A 19,465-nucleotide genomic window follows, 5' to 3' on the forward strand; every position below is an offset into this window, starting at 1 on the left:
CGATCACCCGGCCTCCTCTGTTTTTTTGAGGCCCACACGGCAGCCGTTACCAGCGCTGGTGCACGTGCGGGGCGATGAGGCGGTCGTAGACGGATCGCGCGGCGGCCATCACATCGGCCGGAAGGGCGGGCAGGTCGGATGCTGCCGCGTTGGCGTTGGCCTGGGCGGCATTGCGCGCGCCGGGAATGACGACCGTGACGGCATCGTGCATCAGGATCCAGCGCAATGCGAAGGCGGCCATTGTCGCGTCGGCCGGGACCAACTCCCGCGCTGCCTCGACGGCCTCCAGGCCCGTTTCCAGCGGCACCCCCGCGAAGGTCTCGCCGACATCGAAGGCCTCGCCATGACGATTGAAGTTTCGGTGATCTTCGGCTGCAAACTGTGTGGCTGCAGTGATCTTGCCAGACAACAGGCCGCTGGCCAGCGGCACGCGGGCGATGATCGCGACATTGCGCCGCTTGGCCTCCGCAAAGAACAATCCAGCCGGCCGCTGGCGAAACATGTTGAAGATGATCTGCACGCTGACAACGCCGGGATACTCGATCGCCTTCAACGCCTCCTCCACCCTTTCGACGCTGACACCATAGTTGGCGATCTTTCCGGCGCGGCGGATCTCCTCGAGCCCCTCGAATACCTCCGGCCGATAATAGACCTCCGTCGGCGGGCAGTGCAGTTGCACGAGGTCAAGACGCTCGACATCGAGGTTCATGAGCGAGCGGTCGACGAAGGCTTCAATATTGGTTCGGGTATAGCCGTCGGCGACATGGGGGCTGAGCCGTCGGCCGGCCTTGGTGGCGACCATAGGCCGCTTGCCGCCGCGGGCTTTCAGCACATCGGCGATGATGCGTTCGGAACGGCCGTCGCCATAGACGTCGGCCGTGTCGATGAAGGTCACGCCGGCATCGAGCGCAGCGTTGAGTGCGGCACGGCCGTCGGCCTCGGACACTTCGCCCCAGGAGCCGCCGATCTGCCAGGCGCCGAAGCCGATGTCGCCGACGGTGAATTCAGTTCTTCCGAAAGAGTGCTGTCGCATCACCAATCTCTCCTCGTTTGTGGCGTTCTGCATCGTTGCCGTTAGCAAGCACTGTCCCTCCGGACAAGGTCAAGCCCCGCAGCCGATTGCCGGTTGCGCCATGGTCTTCACGGGTGTCGCCGCAAATTCACCGTGAAACGGGATTAGGGAAAAAGGCTGCGCCCGTTGCCCGCACTCCCGGATGAAGATGTGAGACTGCTGTCTGCCGCGTTGAAGATCTTGCGTTTCGTCTCGCTGCTGGCGCTCGGGCTCGCAGTGTGGAACGCCGCGGCTGTTGTGCATCGCACCGGCCTGATGCTGGGGATCATCGATCCGGTCTCGCTTGCCGAATACCGGCTCTATGCCGCTTCAAGCGCCTCCTTTGTCTCGGAGATCGAAAGGGCCATCGCCGATGGCGACCATGACATGGCCGTCGCGCTCTACGATCTTGCCCTGCGCCACGGGCACGCGTTGCCTGCGGATCTGCGGGAGCGGGCCGAGGGTACATGGATCGGCCGTGCCTTGGTGACGGGCAGTGGCGTGGCGAAAGGCTTCGTCTTCGGCTCGCTGGACAGCGGCGCCGAAATTGCCGGTTCCGTGACGAGCGACTTGATCGGCGTCGGAGATGTGCGCGATTTCTCCATGCAGGGGCTGAGCTATCTCAAGGGGGAAGGCTATGATCCGGTTCTGCTCGGTCTCTCGGCCGTCGGCGTCGGCCTCACCGTCTCCACGTTTGGCACTGCCGGCGCATCGGCCCTCCCGGATACCGGACTGTCGGTCTTGAAGAATGCCTACCGTGCCGGGCGTATTTCCCGTCCGCTGCGGACCTATCTGGCGAAGAGTGCATCAGGCTTGGTCAATACGCGCATCCTCAAGGCCGAGCTCGCCGCAGCGGTTGATGACGGTGCCTTCGGTCTGTCGCGGCTGAAGACGGTTGCCGCTCGCTCGGTCGACGCCAAGCTTGCGGCCTCGCTCGCGGATGATGCGGCCGTCCTCGGCACGATCCACGCCAGGGGCGGCATGCGCAGCGCCCTTGCGGCCCTTTCGATTGCCGACGGGCCGAAGGACCTGCGCAAGCTCCAACGGGTGGCAACCCATTTCGGGGATGGCACATTTGCCGTGATGAAATTCCTGGGGCGAGGGATGCTCGAGGTCGGCACCGCCCTCTATGCAATCGCGAGCGCCATAGCGGGTGCGCTGTTGGCCGCACTGCTTTTCGTTGGGCGTCTGGTGATTCGGATTACCGTCCGCCTGTTCTTGCGGTCGGCGCGGCACGATCCGTCCCGTCGGCCCGTCTTGCGTGCCGCCCTGCGAATCATTTGACACGTGGCTTTCGGGGAGTGCTCGGCTAGCGAATGTTCAAATTGCCGGGCAACAGGACGTTTCGGCAAGATCCGCTCTGCTCCTTTTGCCGTAGATGCTTAAGACGCGCCCGCTCAAAGGGCGGCGGGAGCAGATATCGCATGACCATTTTTGCCCCCGAGACCCGGCAGACGACGCCTGTCTTCTTCTTCTATGCCCTACCGGCGCTGCCGCTCGCCGCGATCGCGCTGCCGCTTTATATCATCGTCCCGAGCTTCTATGCGGCAAGCTTTGCGCTGCCGCTCCAGGCCATCGGCGTGGTGCTCCTGGCCATCCGCCTGATCGATGCCGTGACCGATCCCGTCTTCGGCTGGCTGGCCGACCGCGTGTCTTCGCCGATCGGGCGCAGGCGCGGCTTTTTCCTCGCCTCGCTGCCCTTGACGGCGCTTGCGGCCTTCATGCTGTTCTGGCCCCCGGCCGATGCGGGCCTTGCGCATCTGGCGATCTGGGGAGTGGCGCTTTCAATCGGTACCACCTGGACGATCCTGCCCTATACCGCCTGGGGCGCCGAACTGTCCGGGGAGTATCACGAGCGCGTGCGGGTCTCCGCCTGGCGGGAGGGCGCGACCCTGGTCGGCTCGCTTCTGGCGATCTCGCTGCCCTTTGCCGGCGGGCTTGAGCGTGCCGACGGTTTACACGGCCTCGCATGGATCGCCATTCTCATCGTAACGCTTCTGCCGCTGACCGGCATGCTGGCCGCCTGGCGGGTACCGGAACCCGTAGATCGGTCGGTGCGTCGCCTGACTTTGCGCGAAACCCTCTCGCATCTGACAGCGAATCGACCCTTCCTGCGGTTGGGCGCCGCTTTCCTGCTCAACAGCTTCGCCAATGCGGTCCCCGCGTCGCTGTTCATCTATTTCGTCACTGAGCGGCTTGCCGCACCCGGTTACGAAGGGCCGCTGCTGTTTGCCTATTTTCTGGCCGCGATCCTCGGTGTGCCGGTCGCGGTATGGGCATCCTCCCGCTGGGGCAAGCATCGCGCCTGGTCGGTCTCGATGGCGCTCGCCTGCTTCGTCTTTTCCGGTGCCGGCTTTCTCGGGGAAGGGGACGTCGGTCTCTTCGCAACGATATGCGTTGTCACCGGCGTGCTCCTCGGATTCGATCTCGCACTTCCGCCGGCGATCCAGGCTGACGTCATCGACCACGACACGGTCCGTTCCGGCGAGCAGCGATCCGGGCTCTATTTCGCGGCCTGGAGTTTCATCACCAAGCTGTCGCTGGCGCTCTCGGCCGGGGTAGTTTTTCCGATTCTGGGCTTTGCCGGCTTTTCGACGACGGCCGGCCAGGTGCAAGATGCCGTAGCCCTCGACACGCTCGGTATCCTCTATGCGTGGCTGCCGATTCTGCCGAAACTCGCGGCAATCGCACTGATGTGGCGCTTTTCGCTGGATCACGCCGAACAGCAAAGGCTGCGAGGCGAGCTTGCACGATGAGCAAAGCGAAGCGTCATGACTGTAAAGGAGAAAAATGGTGGGCGATGAGAGACTCGAACTCCCGACATCCTCGGTGTAAACGAGGCGCTCTACCAACTGAGCTAATCGCCCTTCCGCTAGCCGGGTCGAGCCCGCTGCGTCGGTGGCCGTGATCTATGCGGATCGGGAAAAATCCGCAAGAGTGTTTGTGAAGATTTTTTGATTTTTTTGCTGCCCGCTGTTCGTGCTCATGCGCGAAGTCCAGTCTTTTCGGGCTTTTTCAAATGTCCCTCCGATTTGCTTTTCCACCGCCTGTCGAGGAAGAGGTGGGCCGCGACGAACAAATTTCGATCCGTCACGGAATTGTCTTCGAACGTGCTTGACACCAATAAACGAACCCCGTAGTTAGCCGCTCATCGAACGGCCCAGTGCCGCTCGGGGAGGGGCTTCGGCTCCTGAATGAGAAATGTGCGGGTGTAGCTCAGTCGGTTAGAGTGCCGGCCTGTCACGCCGGAGGTCGCGGGTTCGAGCCCCGTCACTCGCGCCATTCTCGAACAAACGGCCCGGTCGGGCATTTGCCGCAAGGCGAATCGATCGGGTAGGGTCATTCGAAGTGATCCATCTATGCGCGGGTGTAGCTCAGTCGGTTAGAGTGCCGGCCTGTCACGCCGGAGGTCGCGGGTTCGAGCCCCGTCACTCGCGCCATTTCCTTTCCCAGAATTTGGTGTTTTGTTGCGCCGCAAGGTTATAATTAACCGAATTGGCGAGACACGGTTTTTACCGGCTGGTAAAGTCCTGGCGGTATCGGGTGAAAAGCCCTCGGTCGGTCTTGCGCAAGCGGGCGGGCTGCGCTAACCACGGCTCGTTGCAACACTCTTTTCGGCTTGTTGGCCTTGTGCCCGAAATGCCGCCCGGCATTCGATACAAGCAGGGATGGACATGATGACTGAACTGCTCAGTTCCTACGTTCCGATCGCTATCTTCATCGGTATTGCCCTTGTTATCGGCCTGGCGCTGCTGATTGCGCCGTTTGCCGTCGCCTTCAAGGCGCCCGACTCGGAAAAGCTCTCGGCTTACGAATGCGGCTTCAATGCTTTCGACGATGCGCGCATGAAATTCGACATCCGCTTCTACCTGGTGTCGATCCTCTTCATCATCTTCGACCTCGAAGTGGCGTTCCTTTTCCCCTGGGCGGTTTCGTTCGGTGAACTCGGCTGGTTCGGTTTCTGGTCCATGATGGTGTTCCTCGGTGTGCTGACCGTCGGCTTTATCTACGAATGGAAGAAGGGGGCGCTCGAATGGGAGTGATCCAGTCCAACACGACGCTCGTTGCGCCGCAGGCCAAGGGCATCATCGATCCGAACACCGGCAAGCCGGTCGGCGCCGATGACGCCTTCTTTGGCGAGATCAACAACGAGCTCGCCGACAAGGGCTTTCTGGTCACGTCGACCGACGAGCTTATCAATTGGGCCCGCACCGGCTCGCTGATGTGGATGACCTTCGGTCTCGCCTGCTGCGCCGTCGAGATGATGCAGCTGTCCATGCCGCGCTACGACGTCGAGCGTTTCGGTTTCGCGCCGCGCGCCTCGCCGCGCCAGTCGGACGTGATGATCGTCGCCGGCACGCTGACCAACAAGATGGCCCCCGCGCTCCGCAAGGTCTACGACCAGATGCCGGAGCCGCGTTACGTCATCTCGATGGGCTCCTGTGCCAATGGCGGCGGCTACTATCACTATTCCTACTCGGTGGTTCGCGGCTGTGACCGCGTCGTGCCGGTCGACATCTACGTGCCGGGCTGTCCGCCCACGGCAGAGGCGCTGCTCTACGGCGTGCTTCTGCTGCAGAAGAAGATCCGCCGCACCGGCACCATCGAGCGGTAAGGCGAAGGGACGAGACAAATGAGTGAAGCCCTGAACGAGCTTGCATCCTACCTCTCCGAGGTTCGCGGTGCGCTCATCGCCTCCTCGGAGATGCGCTACGGCGAGCTGAACCTGACGGTGAAGGCGGAGAACCTGATCGCGCTGTTGACCTTCCTGCGCGACGACGTGCAGTGCGGGTTCGTCAATCTGATCGACATCTGCGGCGTTGACTATCCGAAGCGGGCCGACCGCTTCGACGTGGTCTATCACTTGCAGTCGCCCCGGCAGAACCTGCGCGTCCGCATCAAGGTCGCGACCGCCGAGGACAAGCCGGTCCCGTCGGCCTGTCCCGTCTTCCCGGGCGCCGACTGGTTCGAGCGCGAGACCTGGGACATGTACGGCATCCTGTTCACCGATCATCCGGACCTGCGCCGCATCCTCACCGACTACGGTTTCGAGGGGCACCCGCTGCGCAAGGACTTCCCGACGACCGGTTTCGTCGAGGTTCGTTACGACGACAATGCCAAGCGCGTTGTCTACGAGCCGGTCGAACTCAAGCAGGAGTTCCGGAATTTCGACTTCCTCTCGCCCTGGGAAGGCACTGACTACGTGCTGCCCGGCGACGAGAAGGCAGCCAAGTAAGGCGGAAGGTTTGTTGCCATGACTGAACATAACGTCCGCAATTTCAACATCAACTTCGGCCCGCAGCATCCCGCGGCGCACGGTGTTCTGCGTCTCGTTCTCGAGCTCGACGGTGAAATCGTCGAGCGCGTCGATCCGCATATCGGCCTGCTGCACCGCGGTACCGAGAAGCTGATCGAGACCAAGACCTACCTGCAGGCGCTTCCTTACTTCGACCGGCTCGACTACGTCGCGCCGATGAACCAGGAACACGCCTACTCGCTGGCGGTCGAAAAGCTGCTCGGCGTCGAGATCCCGATCCGCGGCCAGCTTATCCGCGTTCTCTATTCGGAGATCGGCCGTATCCTGTCGCATCTTCTGAACGTCACGACGCAGGCTATGGACGTCGGCGCGCTCACTCCGCCGCTCTGGGGCTTCGAAGAGCGCGAAAAGCTGATGGTGTTCTACGAGCGCGCCTGTGGCGCCCGCATGCACTCGGCCTATTTCCGTCCGGGCGGCGTTCACCAGGATCTGCCGCACGAGCTGGTCGAGGACATCGGCAAGTGGTGCGATCCCTTCCTGAAGACACTCGACGACATCGACGACCTTCTCACCGGCAACCGCATCTTCAAGCAGCGCAACGTCGATATCGGCGTCGTGTCGCTGGATGATGCCTGGGCCTGGGGCTTCTCGGGTGTGATGGTACGCGGTTCGGGCGCTGCCTGGGATCTGCGTCGCTCGCAACCCTACGAGTGCTACTCCGACCTCGACTTCGACATCATGGTCGGCAAGAACGGCGACTGCTACGATCGCTACCTGATCCGCATGTTCGAAATGCGCCAGTCGGTGAAGATCATGAAGCAGTGCGTCAACCGCCTGCTCGGCGATGCCAAGGTCGGCCCGGTTTCGTCGCTCGACGGCAAGATCGTGCCGCCGAAGCGTGGCGAGATGAAGCGGTCGATGGAAGCGCTCATTCATCACTTCAAGCTCTACACCGAGGGCTATCACGTGCCGGAAGGCGAGGTTTATGCCGCCGTGGAAGCCCCGAAGGGCGAGTTCGGCGTCTATCTCGTGTCGGACGGCACCAACAAGCCCTACCGCTGCAAGATCCGCGCTCCGGGTTATGCCCACCTGCAGGCGATGGACTTCATCTGCCGCGGCCACCAGCTGGCCGACGTTTCGGCGATCCTCGGTTCGCTCGACATCGTCTTCGGTGAGGTTGACCGCTGATGATCCGCACGCTGCTGACGATTGCCGCCATGCTTTTCGCCGCCAACGTGCAGGCGCAGAGCACAGCGCTGTCGTCGAGCGGCAACAGCAGCTCCTCCGTTTCGATGGCGAAGCTCATCCAGCAGGGCTACGAGATCAAGACAGCCGTCTCCAACGGCTCCAAGCTCATCGTGTTCATGCAGAAAGACAATTCGGCCTATGCCTGCGAATTCGCCTCGCTGACGAATTCGCGGTGTGGATCCATAAACTGAGACAAGGCGTGAGGAAGAATGTCCGTTCGTCGACTAGCCGAAGATCAATTCCAGCCGGCAGGCTTCTCGTTCAACGAGCAGAACGCCGTTTGGGCTGAGGCAACCATTGCCAAGTATCCTGAGGGTCGCCAGCAGTCGGCGGTCATTCCGCTTCTCATGCGGGCACAGGAACAGGACGGCTGGGTGACGCGAGCGGCGATCGAATTCGTCGCCGAAAAGCTCTCCATGCCGTATATCCGCGTGCTGGAAGTGGCGACCTTCTACACCCAGTTCCAGCTGAAGCCGGTCGGCACGCGCGCCCATGTGCAGGTTTGCGGCACCACGCCTTGCATGCTGCGCGGCGCCGAAGACCTGATCAAGGTCTGCAAGTCGAAGATCCATGCCGAGCCCTTCGAACTCAATGCCGACGGCACGCTGTCGTGGGAAGAGGTCGAGTGTCAGGGCGCCTGCGTCAACGCACCGATGGTCATGATCTTCAAGGATAGCTACGAAGACCTGACGCCGACGCAGCTCGAACACATCATCGACCGCTTCGAAGCCGGCCGCGGCGCCGACATCACGCCCGGTCCGCAGGTCGACCGCGTCTATTCCGCGCCTGCCGGTGGACTGACCTCGCTGACCGAGGCCGACGCCAAGCCGGCTGCAAAGGCCAAGGCTGCTCCCGCCGAGGCGGTATCCGTGCCGCCGGCCAATGCGGCCAAGCCGGTGACTGCTGCGGAAGAGACCAATGCTGCGCTCAAGACCCCGGCCGACGGCAAGTCCGCGACCCCGGGTGGCGAGGCGGTCAAGCCGGCTCGCAAGAGCGCCAAGCCTGCAAGCGACGAAGTCAAGGCCGTGGTTTCCGAAACGGCAGCCGCAGATGCCGCCGGCAAGGCGCCGAAGGCCGCTGCCGCTGCCCAGCCGTCGCTCGACGACAAGAACCGTCCGGCAGCCGTTGAGAAGCCGGCAACGCCGGATGACCTCAAGATGATCTCCGGCGTCGGTCCTAAGATCGAGGGCATCCTGAACGGTCTCGGTATCTACACTTTCGCCCAGGTCGCCGGCTGGAAGAAGGCCGAACGCGAATGGGTGGACGGCTATCTGAAGTTCGCTGGCCGCATCGAGCGCGACGACTGGGTCAAGCAGGCCAAGGCCCTCGCCAAGGGCGGCGAGGCCGAATACATCAAGGTCTTCGGCAAGAAGCCGCGGTAAGAGGTTAGGATATGTTGAAGGATCAGGATCGCATCTTTACCAATATCTACGGCCTCAAGGACAAGTCCCTGAAGGGCGCGATGGCTCGCGGCCACTGGGACGGCACCAAGCAGTTGCTTGAAAAGGGCCGTGACTGGATCATCAACGAGGTCAAGGCCTCGGGCCTGCGCGGCCGTGGCGGCGCTGGCTTCCCGACCGGCCTCAAGTGGTCCTTCATGCCGAAGGAGAGCGATGGCCGGCCGCATTACCTCGTGGTCAATGCCGACGAGTCCGAGCCCGGCACCTGCAAGGACCGTGACATCATGCGTCACGATCCGCACACGCTGATCGAAGGCTGCGTGATCGCCTCCTTCGCCATGGCTGCCCATCATGCGTTCATCTACGTGCGCGGCGAATTCATGCGCGAGCGTGAGGCGCTGCAGGCGGCGATCGACGAATGCTATGAGTATGGCCTGCTCGGCAAGAACAACAAGCTGGGCTACGACATCGACATCGTCGTGCATCACGGCGCCGGCGCCTATATCTGCGGCGAAGAGACAGCACTTCTCGAAAGCCTGGAAGGCAAGAAGGGCCAGCCGCGCCTGAAGCCTCCGTTCCCAGCCAACATGGGTCTCTACGGCTGCCCGACCACGGTCAACAACGTGGAATCGATCGCGGTCACCCCGACCATCCTGCGCCGTGGCGCCGGCTGGTATTCTAGCTTCGGCCGCCCGAACAATGCGGGCACCAAGCTCTATTCGATCTCCGGCCACGTCAACAAGCCGTGCACCGTCGAGGAGTCGATGTCGATCCCGTTCCACGAACTGATCGAAAAGCACTGTGGCGGCATCCGGGGCGGCTGGGACAACCTGCTCGCAGTTATTCCGGGCGGCTCTTCGGTGCCTTGCGTTCCGGGCGCCCAGATGAAGGACGCGATCATGGACTATGACGGCCTGCGCGAGCTGGGCTCCGGCCTCGGCACCGCCGCCGTCATCGTCATGGACAAGTCGACCGACATCGTGAAGGCGATCTGGCGCCTCTCGGCCTTCTACAAGCACGAGAGCTGCGGCCAGTGCACGCCGTGCCGTGAAGGCACCGGCTGGATGATGCGGGTGATGGAGCGCATGGTGAAGGGCAATGCCCAGAAGCGCGAGATCGACATGTTGTTCCAGGTCACCAAGCAGGTCGAAGGCCACACCATCTGCGCGCTCGGCGACGCGGCTGCCTGGCCGATCCAGGGCCTGATCAAGCATTTCCGCCCGGAAATGGAGGCCCGCATCGACCAGTATACCCGCAATGCCATGGCGCATGGCGTGGTACTGGAAGCGGCCGAGTAAGGAGCGGGCGGTATGGCCAAGGCGTCGGACAAGACGGGGGGAGGGCAGCCGGCAGAGCCGGTCGATCTGTCTCATGTCGCCGACGTTTTGAAGGACATGCCCAACGTGCCGCTGCATCCGCTGATGGCCCATCCGGCCGCGGCATTTGCCGCGGCAACGGCGATCGGCTTCGGAATGGCGACGCACATGACGAACGTCATCCTCGGATCCCTGCAAGGGGCGATCGAGGCGAGCGGAAATCTGGCACGCAGGCTCGAGGAAGAGCAGGCTGCCGCGGCTGGAAACGGATCGACGAGTGCGCCGGCGGAGCTTGAGACGTCGGTGCCGGTAGCGGACGAAAAGCCGCGTAAGGCAACGGCACCGCGGAAGGTGGCGCCAAAGGCTGTGAAGGCAGCGCCGGTGGTGGCGAAGCCCGCGACCGAAAAGACGAAGAAGGCCGCAGCGAAAGCTGATGCGCCTGCAAAGACGGCGCCGGTGAAGGAAGCCAAGGTCGGAAAGCCGGCTCGTGCGACGGGAAAGGCCGACGATCTGAAGAAGATCGAAGGCATCGGCCCGAAGCTCGAACAGGTGCTGAACGGCAGGGGCATTCGGCGCTTCGCCGATTTGGCCGCTCTCGATGACACGGCGCTTGCCGCGCTCGACGAGGCGATCGGGCTTGGCGGTCGGGCGATCCGGGATGACTGGGCCGGTCAGGCGCGGGCACTGGCGAGCGCAAGGAAAGAGAGGCCGCGTCGTCCTTCCGGACGACGCGGCCGATGGAAATGACGAATGTCCAGCTTCGCGGGGCGCGGGGTACGGGCGAGGGAATAATCGGTGGGGACGTGCCAATCGCAGGATTGGGCGGTTCCGCCTGCCGGGGCGAAATCTCCGGTGCAATGCGCAGTATGCGTGAGGCAGGAAGGCGAATATGGCAAAGCTGAAAGTCGACGGTAAAGAGATCGAAGTCCCGGATCATTTCACGCTGTTGCAGGCGTGCGAGGAAGCCGGCGCCGAAGTCCCGCGCTTTTGTTTCCATGAACGGCTGTCGGTCGCCGGCAATTGCCGTATGTGCCTCGTCGAGGTGAAGGGTGGCCCGCCGAAGCCGGCCGCATCCTGCGCCATGGGCGTTCGCGACATTCGCGGCGGACCGAACGGCGAACTGCCGGAAGTCTTCACCAACACGCCGATGGTCAAGAAGGCCCGCGAAGGCGTAATGGAATTCCTGCTGATCAACCATCCGCTCGATTGCCCGATCTGCGACCAGGGTGGCGAATGCGACCTGCAGGACCAGGCCATGGCCTTCGGTATCGACAGTTCGCGCTACACCGAGAACAAGCGCGCCGTCGAGGACAAGTATATCGGCCCGCTGGTCAAGACGGTCATGAACCGCTGCATTCACTGCACGCGCTGCGTCCGCTTCACCACCGAAGTCGCCGGCATTGCCGAACTCGGCCTGATCGGCCGCGGCGAGGATGCCGAGATCACCACCTATCTCGAGCAGGCCATGACCTCCGAGCTTCAGGGCAACGTTGTCGACCTCTGCCCGGTCGGTGCGCTGACCTCGAAGCCGTTTGCCTTCACGGCCCGTCCGTGGGAACTCAACAAGACCGAATCGATCGACGTCATGGACGCCCTTGGTTCGGCGATCCGTGTCGATACCCGTGGCCGCGAAGTCATGCGCGTGATGCCGCGCGTCAACGAGCAGATCAACGAAGAGTGGATCTCTGACAAGAGCCGTTTCATCTGGGACGGCCTGAAGACCCAGCGCCTCGACCGTCCTTACGTCCGTCGCGACGGTCGCCTGCAGCCCGCCACCTGGGCCGAGGCTTTCGGCGCGATCAAGAACGCCGTTTCGGCGACCTCGGGTGCCAAGATCGGCGCGATCGCCGGCGACCTTGCCTCCGTCGAGGAAATGTATGCGCTGAAGTCGCTGCTGACCTCCCTCGGATCGGCCAATCTCGACTGTCGCCAGGATGGGGCGGCACTTGATCCGTCGTTCGGTCGCGCAAGCTACCTCTTCAACGCCACCATCGAAGGCATCGAAGCCGCCGATGCGATCCTCATCGTCGGCGCCAACCCGCGCTACGAGGCCGCCGTTCTCAACGCCCGCATCCGCAAGCGCTGGCGCCGTGGCGGCCTGCCGATCGGCGTGATCGGCGAGGGCGGCGAGCTTCGCTATCCTTACGAATATCTCGGCGCCGGCACCGAAACGCTGGCTGAATTGGTTTCCGGCAAGAACGGCTTCGTCGAGAAGCTGAATGCCGCCAAGAACCCGCTGATCATCATCGGCCAGGGCGCCCTGATCGGCGCTGACGGTGCGGCCGTGCTGGCGAACGCTGCCAAGCTCGCCAATGCCGTCGGTGCGATTTCCGAAGAGTGGAACGGCTTCTCCGTCCTGCACACCGCCGCGTCGCGCGTCGGCGGGCTCGATCTCGGCTTCGTCCCGGGCGAGGGCGGTGTCGCAGCAGCCGAAATGCTGACCGCCATGGACGTTCTCTTCCTGCTCGGCGCAGACGAACTCGACTTCGCCGGCAAGTCCGCGAAGTTCACAGTCTACATCGGCAGCCACGGCGACAACGGCGCACACCATGCCGACGTCATCCTGCCGGCTGCGACCTACACCGAGAAGTCGGGCACCTGGGTCAACACCGAAGGCCGCGTCCAGATGGGCAACCGCGCAGGCTTCGCACCGGGCGACGCCCGCGAAGACTGGGCGATCATCCGCGCGCTCTCCGACGTGCTCGGCAAGAAGCTGCCCTTCGATTCGCTGGGCGCTCTGCGGGCCAAGCTCTACGCCGATCACCCGCATTTCGCGGCGATCGACGAAATCGCTCCGGGCACGGGTGCCGAAATTGCGGCAGTTGCGAAAAAAGCCGGGAAGATGGGCAAATCCGCATTTGCGTCGCCGGTCAAAGACTTCTATTTGACGAACCCGATCGCACGCGCTTCGGCCGTCATGGCCGAGTGCTCGGCATTGGCCCGCAACAATTTCAAGGCTGCGGCAGAGTAAGGGCAGGGGATCATGGATAGTTTCGTTTCCACATATGTTTGGCCGGCGGCCATCATGATCGGCCAGTCGCTTCTGCTTCTGGTCGCCCTGCTGCTGTTCATTGCCTACATCCTTCTGGCCGACCGCAAGATCTGGGCGGCCGTCCAGATGCGCCGCGGCCCGAACGTCGTCGGTCCATGGGGTCTGTTCCAGTCCTTCGCCGACCTTCTGAAGTTCGTGTTCAAGGAGCCGGTGATCCCGGCCGGTGCCAACAAGGGCGTCTTCCTGCTTGCCCCGCTCGTCGCCGTGACGCTGGCGCTCGCCACCTGGGCCGTCGTGCCGCTCGCCGACGGCTGGGTGATCGCCAACATCAATGTCGGCATTCTCTACGTCTTCGCGATCTCCTCGCTCGAAGTCTACGGCATCATCATGGGCGGCTGGGCTTCGAACTCGAAGTATCCCTTCCTCGGTGCGCTCCGTTCGGCGGCGCAGATGGTGTCTTACGAAGTTTCGATCGGTTTCGTCATCGTCACCGTTCTGCTCTGCGTCGGCTCGCTGAACCTCACCGACATCGTCTATGCGCAGAAGGACGGCATCGGCACCATGCTCGGCATGCCGAGCTCGTTCCTCGACTGGCACTGGCTGGCGCTCTTCCCGATGTTCGTGATCTTCTTCATCTCGGCACTCGCGGAAACGAACCGTCCGCCCTTCGACCTGCCGGAAGCTGAATCCGAACTGGTCGCCGGCTTCATGGTCGAGTACGGCTCCACCCCTTACATGATGTTCATGCTCGGCGAATATGCGGCCATCGTCCTGATGTGCTCGCTGACCACCATCCTGTTCCTGGGTGGCTGGCTGCCGCCGGTCGACATCGCGATCCTCAACTGGGTCCCGGGCATCATCTGGTTCGTGCTCAAGGCATCGCTGGTGTTCTTCATGTTCGCCATGGTGAAGGCCTTCGTGCCGCGCTACCGCTATGACCAGCTGATGCGCCTCGGCTGGAAGGTCTTCCTTCCGCTGTCGCTCGCCATGGTCGTCATCGTTGCATTCGTGCTGAAGTTCATGGGTTGGGCATGATCATGGCCACCCGTTTCCTCGGCAAAATTGGAGGTTGAGATGGCTGGTCTTTCCCAGGCTGTCAGTTCCCTGTTCCTGAAAGAGTTCGTCGGCGCCTTTTTCCTGTCGATGCGCTATTTCTTCGCCCCCAAGGCGACGATCAACTATCCGTTCGAAAAAGGCCCGGTCAGCCCGCGCTTCCGTGGCGAGCATGCGCTTCGCCGCTATCCGAACGGCGAAGAGCGTTGCATTGCCTGCAAGCTGTGCGAGGCGATCTGTCCTGCCCAGGCGATCACCATCGAGGCCGGCCCGCGCCGCAACGACGGTACCCGCCGCACGGTTCGCTACGACATCGACATGGTGAAGTGCATCTATTGCGGCTTCTGCCAGGAAGCCTGCCCGGTCGATGCCATCGTGGAAGGCCCGAACTTCGAGTTCGCCACCGAGACCCGCGAAGAGCTCTATTTCGACAAGGCCCGGCTGCTCGACAACGGCGACCGCTGGGAACGTGAAATCGCGCGCAACATCGCGCTGGATGCGCCGTACCGCTGACAAGCGGCGTGACGAGGCCATGGCGAAGGGCAGGACGCTTCTCCGCCGCGGCAGAATTTTAAACGGGGCGTATCGACCGGTGGGGATGCCGGTCGTTCGTCATCGGACAAAGGGCAGGGGCCCTTGTCCGGGGGAAGATGAAAAGGCACCAACATGGGTCTTCAGGCTCTCTTTTTCTATCTCTTCGCCTTTGTCGCGGTAGCGTCGGCGTTCATGGTCATTTCCGCACGGAACCCGGTCCATTCGGTCCTGTTCCTGATCCTTACCTTCGTGAACGCTTCGGGTCTGTTCCTGCTGGTCGGCGCGGAGTTCCTGGCGATGATCCTGCTGGTGGTCTATGTCGGCGCGGTCGCGGTTCTCTTCCTCTTCGTCGTGATGATGCTCGACATAGACTTCACTGAACTGCGCTCGGGCGTGTTGAAGTATGCCCCGATCGGCTCGCTGATCGGCATCGTCGTCGCCGCCGAGCTGATGATCGTCATCGGCGGCAGCGCGCTTTCGCCGGAAGCTGCGAACGCAATCACCATGCCGATCCCGGCGCTGACCGAACGCACCAACACGGCAGCCCTCGGTGACGTGCTTTATACGAATTACGTCTATTTCTTCCAGATCGCCGGCCTGGTGCTTCTGGTGGCGATGATCGGCGCCATCGTGCTGACGCTCCGCCACCGCGAGAACATCAAGCGGCAGGATATTTCGGCCCAGGTCGCCCGCAATCCCGAGACCGCCGTCAAGGTGGTCAAGGTCAAGCCGGGCCAGGGCATCTGAGGCAGCTGAGAGGTCAAGGAACAAGAATATGGAAATCGGTCTTTCCCACTACCTGACGGTCAGCGCGCTTCTCTTCACGCTCGGCGTCTTCGGTATCTTCCTGAACCGCAAGAACGTCATCATCATCCTGATGTCGGTCGAGCTCATCCTGCTCGCCGTCAATGTCAACATGGTGGCCTTCTCGGCCTTCCTTAACGACATGGTCGGCCAGGTCTTCGCCCTTTTCATCCTGACCGTGGCGGCTGCCGAAGCGGCGATCGGTCTGGCAATTCTCGTCGTCTTCTATCGTAATCGCGGCTCGATTGCCGTCGAAGACATCAATGTGATGAAGGGCTGATACGGTTATGCTGCTCTACAAGGCTATCGTCTTTCTTCCCCTGATCGGTTCGATCATCGCAGGCCTGTTCGGCCGCCAGATTGGCGCCAAGGCTTCCGAATACGTCACCACCGGTCTGATGGTCATCGTTGCGGTCCTGTCCTGGATCGTCTTCTTCAACGTGGCACTCGCCCACGGCGAAGGCCATGAAGTCATCAAGGTCTCCGTGCTGCGCTGGATCCAGTCTGGCGGCATCGACGTTGAATGGTCGCTGCGCATCGATACGCTGACCGCCGTCATGCTGGTCGTCGTCAACACGGTTTCGACGCTCGTCCATGTCTACTCGATCGGCTACATGCACCACGATCCGCATCGGCCGCGCTTCTTCTCCTATCTGTCGCTGTTCACCTTCGCCATGCTGATGCTGGTGACGTCCGACAACCTGCTGCAGATGTTCTTCGGCTGGGAAGGCGTGGGCCTGGCGTCCTATCTGCTGATCGGTTTCTGGTTCAAGAAGCCGTCGGCGAGCGCTGCAGCCATGAAGGCCTTCATCGTCAACCGCGTCGGCGACTTCGGCTTCATTCTCGGCATCTCGGGCGTCTTCGTTCTCTTCGGTTCGATCAACTTCGAGACCATCTTCGCCGCTGCGCAGACCTATCTGCCGCACGAGGGTGCCGAAAGCACCGAAGCGGTCATCAACCTCTTCGGCATGAACCTCGACAAGGCCCATGCGATCACCGCCGTCTGCCTGCTGCTCTTCATGGGCGCTATGGGTAAGTCGGCCCAGTTCCTGCTGCACACCTGGCTGCCGGACGCCATGGAAGGCCCGACCCCGGTGTCTGCGCTTATTCATGCCGCAACCATGGTCACCGCCGGCGTCTTCCTCGTCGCCCGCATGTCGCCGCTGTTCGAACTGTCGCCGGACGCGCTGACCGTCGTCACGCTGATTGGCGCGATCACCGCCTTCTTTGCCGCGACCGTCGGTCTCGTGCAGAACGACATCAAACGCGTCATCGCCTATTCGACCTGCTCGCAGCTCGGCTATATGTTCGTGGCGCTCGGGGTAGGGGCTTATGGCGGCGCCGTGTTCCACCTGTTCACGCACGCCTTCTTCAAGGCACTGCTGTTCCTTTGCGCCGGTTCGGTCATTCACGCCGTCGATGGCGAGCAGGACATGCGCTACATGGGCGGCCTGCGTCCGCACATCAAGGTGACCTTCTGGATGATGATCCTCGGCACGCTCGCCATCACGGGCGTTGGTATCCCGGGTACGATGCTCGGCTTCGCCGGCTTCTTCTCCAAGGACGTGATCATCGAGTCCGCCTATGCCTCGCATTCGGCCGTCTCCGGTTTCGCCTTCACGCTTCTGGTTATCGCAGCGCTGTTCACCAGCTTCTATTCGTGGCGTCTGATCTTCATGACCTTCTTCGGCAAGCCCCGCGCTTCCGCCGACGTCATGCACCATGTGCATGAATCGCCGATGGTCATGCTGTTCCCCCTCATCCTCCTCGCGGTCGGTGCGGTCTTTGCCGGCGTCGTTTTCGAAGGCTACTTCTTCGGCCACGAATATGCCGAGTTCTGGAAGGGCGCGCTCTTCACGGCCGAGCACAACGAGATCCTCGAAGAGTTCCACCACGTCCCGCTGTGGGTGAAGTGGAGCCCGTTCGCCGCGATGGTCGCCGGTCTTCTCACTGCCTGGTACATGTACATCAAGTCGCCCTCGACCCCGAAGGTCCTCGCCGAGCAGCATCGCGTTCTCTACCAGTTCCTGCTCAACAAGTGGTACTTCGACGAGCTCTACGACTTCCTGTTCGTGCGCTCCGCCAAGGCCCTCGGCCGCTTCTTCTGGAAGAAGGGTGACATCGGCGTCATCGACGCCTACGGCCCGAACGGCATCGCCGCCGGCGTCGCCGGGCTGACCCAGAAGGTCGTTCGCCTGCAGTCGGGTTACCTCTACCACTATGCCTTTGCGATGCTGATCGGTGTCGCAGCCCTCGTTACCTGGATGATGCTCGGGAGTTCCTTCTGATGACCGATTGGCCCATTCTTTCAACGGTCACCTTCCTGCCGCTGGTCGGCGTGCTGCTGCTGCTCCTGACGCGGCAGGACACGGAACTTGGCCGCCGCAACATCCGCAGCGTGGCGCTGCTGACAACGGTATTCACCTTCGTCGTCTCGCTCTTCGTCTGGATCGGCTTCGACAATTCGAATGCCGGTTTCCAGATGGTCGAGAAGCATGAATGGCTCGGCACCGGGATTGCCTATCACCTCGGCGTCGACGGCATTTCGATGCTGTTCGTCATCCTGACCACGCTTCTCATGCCCTTCTGCATCCTCGCTAGCTGGGTCTCGGTCGAGAAGCGTCTGAAGGAATACATGATTGCGTTCCTGATCCTGGAAACGCTGATGATCGGCGTCTTCGTGTCGCTCGACATCGTTCTCTTCTACGTCTTCTTCGAAGCCGGCCTCATCCCGATGTTCATCATCATCGGCGTCTGGGGCGGCAAGGATCGCGTCTACGCTTCCTACAAGTTCTTCCTCTACACGCTGCTCGGCTCGGTCCTGATGCTGCTCGCCATCATGGCGATGTACTGGAACGCCGGCACGACCGACATCACCCAGCTGCTCGGCCACAAGTTCCCGGCCGAAATGCAGACCTGGCTGTGGCTCGCCTTCTTCGCTTCTTTCGCCGTGAAGATGCCGATGTGGCCGGTGCACACCTGGCTGCCGGACGCGCACGTGCAGGCACCGACCGCCGGCTCGATGATCCTTGCCGGCATCCTGCTGAAGCTCGGCGGCTACGGTCTTCTGCGCTTCTCGGTGCCGATGTTCCCGCTCGCCTCCGACTTCTTCGCGCCGCTGGTCTTCACGCTCTCCGTCATCGCGATCGTCTACACCTCGCTGGTGGCCATGATGCAGGAGGACATGAAGAAGGTCATCGCCTACTCGTCGGTTGCCCACATGGGCTACGTGACCATGGGTACCTTTGCCGCCAATACGCAGGGCGTGCAGGGTGCGATCTTCCAGATGATCAGCCACGGCTTCGTTTCCGCCGCGCTCTTCTTCTGCGTCGGCGTCATCTATGACCGTCTCCACACCCGCGAGATCGCGGCCTATGGCGGTCTGGCCAACAACATGCCGAAATATGCGGTTGCCTTCATGGTCTTCACCATGGCGAACGTCGGCCTTCCGGGCACCTCTGGCTTCATCGGCGAATTCCTGACCCTGATCGGCGTGTTCCGCGCCAACACCTGGGTTGCGCTCTTCGCCGCCACCGGTGTGATCTTCTCGGCCGGCTACTCGCTCTGGCTCTATCGCCGGGTGGTCTTCGGTGCACTCGAGAAGGAAAGCCTGAAAGCGATGCTCGACCTGTCGGGCCGCGAAAAGCTCATCCTTTACCCGCTGATTGCGCTGACCATCTTCTTCGGCGTCTATCCGGCTCCGATCTTCGACGCGACGGCCGCATCGGTCGACCTTCTCGTCAACAACTACGACGCAGCACTGCAGGCAGCGCAATCCGTTGCGCTCACCGCGAACTGACGACAGGATCC

18 protein-coding genes and 3 tRNA genes are annotated in these 19,465 nt (G+C 62.3%); 19 read left to right on the forward strand and 2 right to left on the reverse strand.

The genetic code is table 11. The features are described 5' to 3' along the window. Window positions 1-46: 46 nt before the first annotated feature. A complete protein-coding gene (locus ACX93L_RS14500) occupies window positions 47-1,033 on the reverse strand; it encodes an aldo/keto reductase (RefSeq protein ID WP_459405519.1) in 987 nt (328 codons plus the stop codon). A 189-nt stretch (window positions 1,034-1,222) separates the two neighbouring features. Here ACX93L_RS14500 and ACX93L_RS14505 point away from each other — a divergent pair, with 189 nt between their 5' ends. Together ACX93L_RS14505 and ACX93L_RS14510 are read left to right on the forward strand one after the other, a co-directional pair. Further along, a complete protein-coding gene (locus ACX93L_RS14505) occupies window positions 1,223-2,335 on the forward strand; it encodes a hypothetical protein (protein WP_459405520.1) in 1,113 nt (370 codons plus the stop codon). A gap of 140 nt (window positions 2,336-2,475) precedes the next feature. Then, window positions 2,476-3,807 (forward strand): MFS transporter, encoded by a 1,332-nt coding sequence (locus ACX93L_RS14510; protein WP_459405521.1) that lies wholly within the window; start codon window positions 2,476-2,478, stop codon window positions 3,805-3,807. Between the two features lie 35 nt (window positions 3,808-3,842). On the opposite strand, the gene ACX93L_RS14515 is transcribed toward ACX93L_RS14510, so the two are convergent. Further along, a tRNA-Val gene (locus ACX93L_RS14515) sits at window positions 3,843-3,918 on the reverse strand. Between the two features lie 338 nt (window positions 3,919-4,256). Here ACX93L_RS14515 and ACX93L_RS14520 point away from each other — a divergent pair. The 17 genes from ACX93L_RS14520 (at window position 4,257) to ACX93L_RS14600 (ending at window position 19,454) form a co-directional block, all read left to right on the forward strand. Then, a tRNA-Asp gene (locus ACX93L_RS14520) sits at window positions 4,257-4,333 on the forward strand. An 81-nt stretch (window positions 4,334-4,414) separates the two neighbouring features. Then, window positions 4,415-4,491: transfer RNA gene (locus ACX93L_RS14525), tRNA-Asp, on the forward strand. Between the two features lie 237 nt (window positions 4,492-4,728). Beyond that, on the forward strand, window positions 4,729-5,094 hold the full coding sequence (locus tag ACX93L_RS14530; RefSeq protein ID WP_169588826.1) for an NADH-quinone oxidoreductase subunit A: 366 nt from the start codon (window positions 4,729-4,731) through the stop codon (window positions 5,092-5,094). Then, a complete protein-coding gene (locus ACX93L_RS14535; protein ID WP_169588824.1) occupies window positions 5,085-5,666 on the forward strand; it encodes a NuoB/complex I 20 kDa subunit family protein in 582 nt (193 codons plus the stop codon). Before ACX93L_RS14530 ends, ACX93L_RS14535 begins: the two co-directional genes overlap by 10 nt. 18 nt (window positions 5,667-5,684) lie before the next feature. Continuing rightward, window positions 5,685-6,287 carry an NADH-quinone oxidoreductase subunit C gene (locus tag ACX93L_RS14540; RefSeq protein ID WP_459405522.1) on the forward strand — a complete coding sequence of 201 codons (603 nt, stop codon included), beginning with the start codon at window positions 5,685-5,687 and terminating at the stop codon, window positions 6,285-6,287. 18 nt (window positions 6,288-6,305) lie between these two features. Continuing rightward, window positions 6,306-7,496, forward strand: coding sequence for an NADH-quinone oxidoreductase subunit D (locus ACX93L_RS14545; protein WP_459405523.1), 1,191 nt, complete (start codon window positions 6,306-6,308; stop codon window positions 7,494-7,496). Beyond that, entirely contained in the window at window positions 7,496-7,747 is a 252-nt protein-coding gene (locus ACX93L_RS14550) for a hypothetical protein (RefSeq protein ID WP_459405524.1), read from the forward strand. Before ACX93L_RS14545 ends, ACX93L_RS14550 begins: the two co-directional genes overlap by 1 nt. 18 nt (window positions 7,748-7,765) lie before the next feature. After that, entirely contained in the window at window positions 7,766-8,938 is a 1,173-nt protein-coding gene (locus tag ACX93L_RS14555) for an NADH-quinone oxidoreductase subunit E (protein WP_459405525.1), read from the forward strand. A gap of 11 nt (window positions 8,939-8,949) precedes the next feature. After that, window positions 8,950-10,254: an NADH-quinone oxidoreductase subunit NuoF gene (nuoF, locus tag ACX93L_RS14560; RefSeq protein WP_169588816.1), complete on the forward strand. Its 1,305-nt coding sequence runs from the start codon at window positions 8,950-8,952 to the stop codon at window positions 10,252-10,254. Window positions 10,255-10,266: 12 nt separating this feature from the next. Further along, window positions 10,267-11,019: a 5' DNA nuclease gene (locus ACX93L_RS14565; RefSeq protein WP_459405526.1), complete on the forward strand. Its 753-nt coding sequence runs from the start codon at window positions 10,267-10,269 to the stop codon at window positions 11,017-11,019. Between the two features lie 142 nt (window positions 11,020-11,161). Further along, entirely contained in the window at window positions 11,162-13,243 is a 2,082-nt protein-coding gene (nuoG, locus tag ACX93L_RS14570) for an NADH-quinone oxidoreductase subunit NuoG (RefSeq protein WP_459405527.1), read from the forward strand. 12 nt (window positions 13,244-13,255) lie between these two features. Further along, the gene (gene nuoH, locus ACX93L_RS14575; protein WP_459405528.1) at window positions 13,256-14,299 is read left to right on the forward strand and encodes an NADH-quinone oxidoreductase subunit NuoH; all 1,044 of its coding nucleotides are present in this window, start codon (window positions 13,256-13,258) and stop codon (window positions 14,297-14,299) included. 39 nt (window positions 14,300-14,338) lie between these two features. Then, a complete protein-coding gene (gene nuoI / locus ACX93L_RS14580; RefSeq protein ID WP_169588809.1) occupies window positions 14,339-14,830 on the forward strand; it encodes an NADH-quinone oxidoreductase subunit NuoI in 492 nt (163 codons plus the stop codon). A 153-nt stretch (window positions 14,831-14,983) separates the two neighbouring features. Next, window positions 14,984-15,598 carry an NADH-quinone oxidoreductase subunit J gene (locus tag ACX93L_RS14585; RefSeq protein WP_459405529.1) on the forward strand — a complete coding sequence of 205 codons (615 nt, stop codon included), beginning with the start codon at window positions 14,984-14,986 and terminating at the stop codon, window positions 15,596-15,598. A 28-nt stretch (window positions 15,599-15,626) separates the two neighbouring features. Then, a complete protein-coding gene (gene nuoK / locus ACX93L_RS14590) occupies window positions 15,627-15,935 on the forward strand; it encodes an NADH-quinone oxidoreductase subunit NuoK (RefSeq protein ID WP_459405530.1) in 309 nt (102 codons plus the stop codon). 7 nt (window positions 15,936-15,942) lie between these two features. Continuing rightward, complete coding sequence (gene nuoL / locus ACX93L_RS14595; RefSeq protein WP_459405531.1) at window positions 15,943-17,943, forward strand: NADH-quinone oxidoreductase subunit L; 2,001 nt, start codon at window positions 15,943-15,945, stop codon at window positions 17,941-17,943. Continuing rightward, the gene (locus ACX93L_RS14600) at window positions 17,943-19,454 is read left to right on the forward strand and encodes an NADH-quinone oxidoreductase subunit M (protein WP_459405532.1); all 1,512 of its coding nucleotides are present in this window, start codon (window positions 17,943-17,945) and stop codon (window positions 19,452-19,454) included. Before nuoL ends, ACX93L_RS14600 begins: the two co-directional genes overlap by 1 nt. Window positions 19,455-19,465: the final 11 nt, after the last annotated feature.

The organism is Rhizobium sp. CAU 1783, assembly GCF_054551725.1.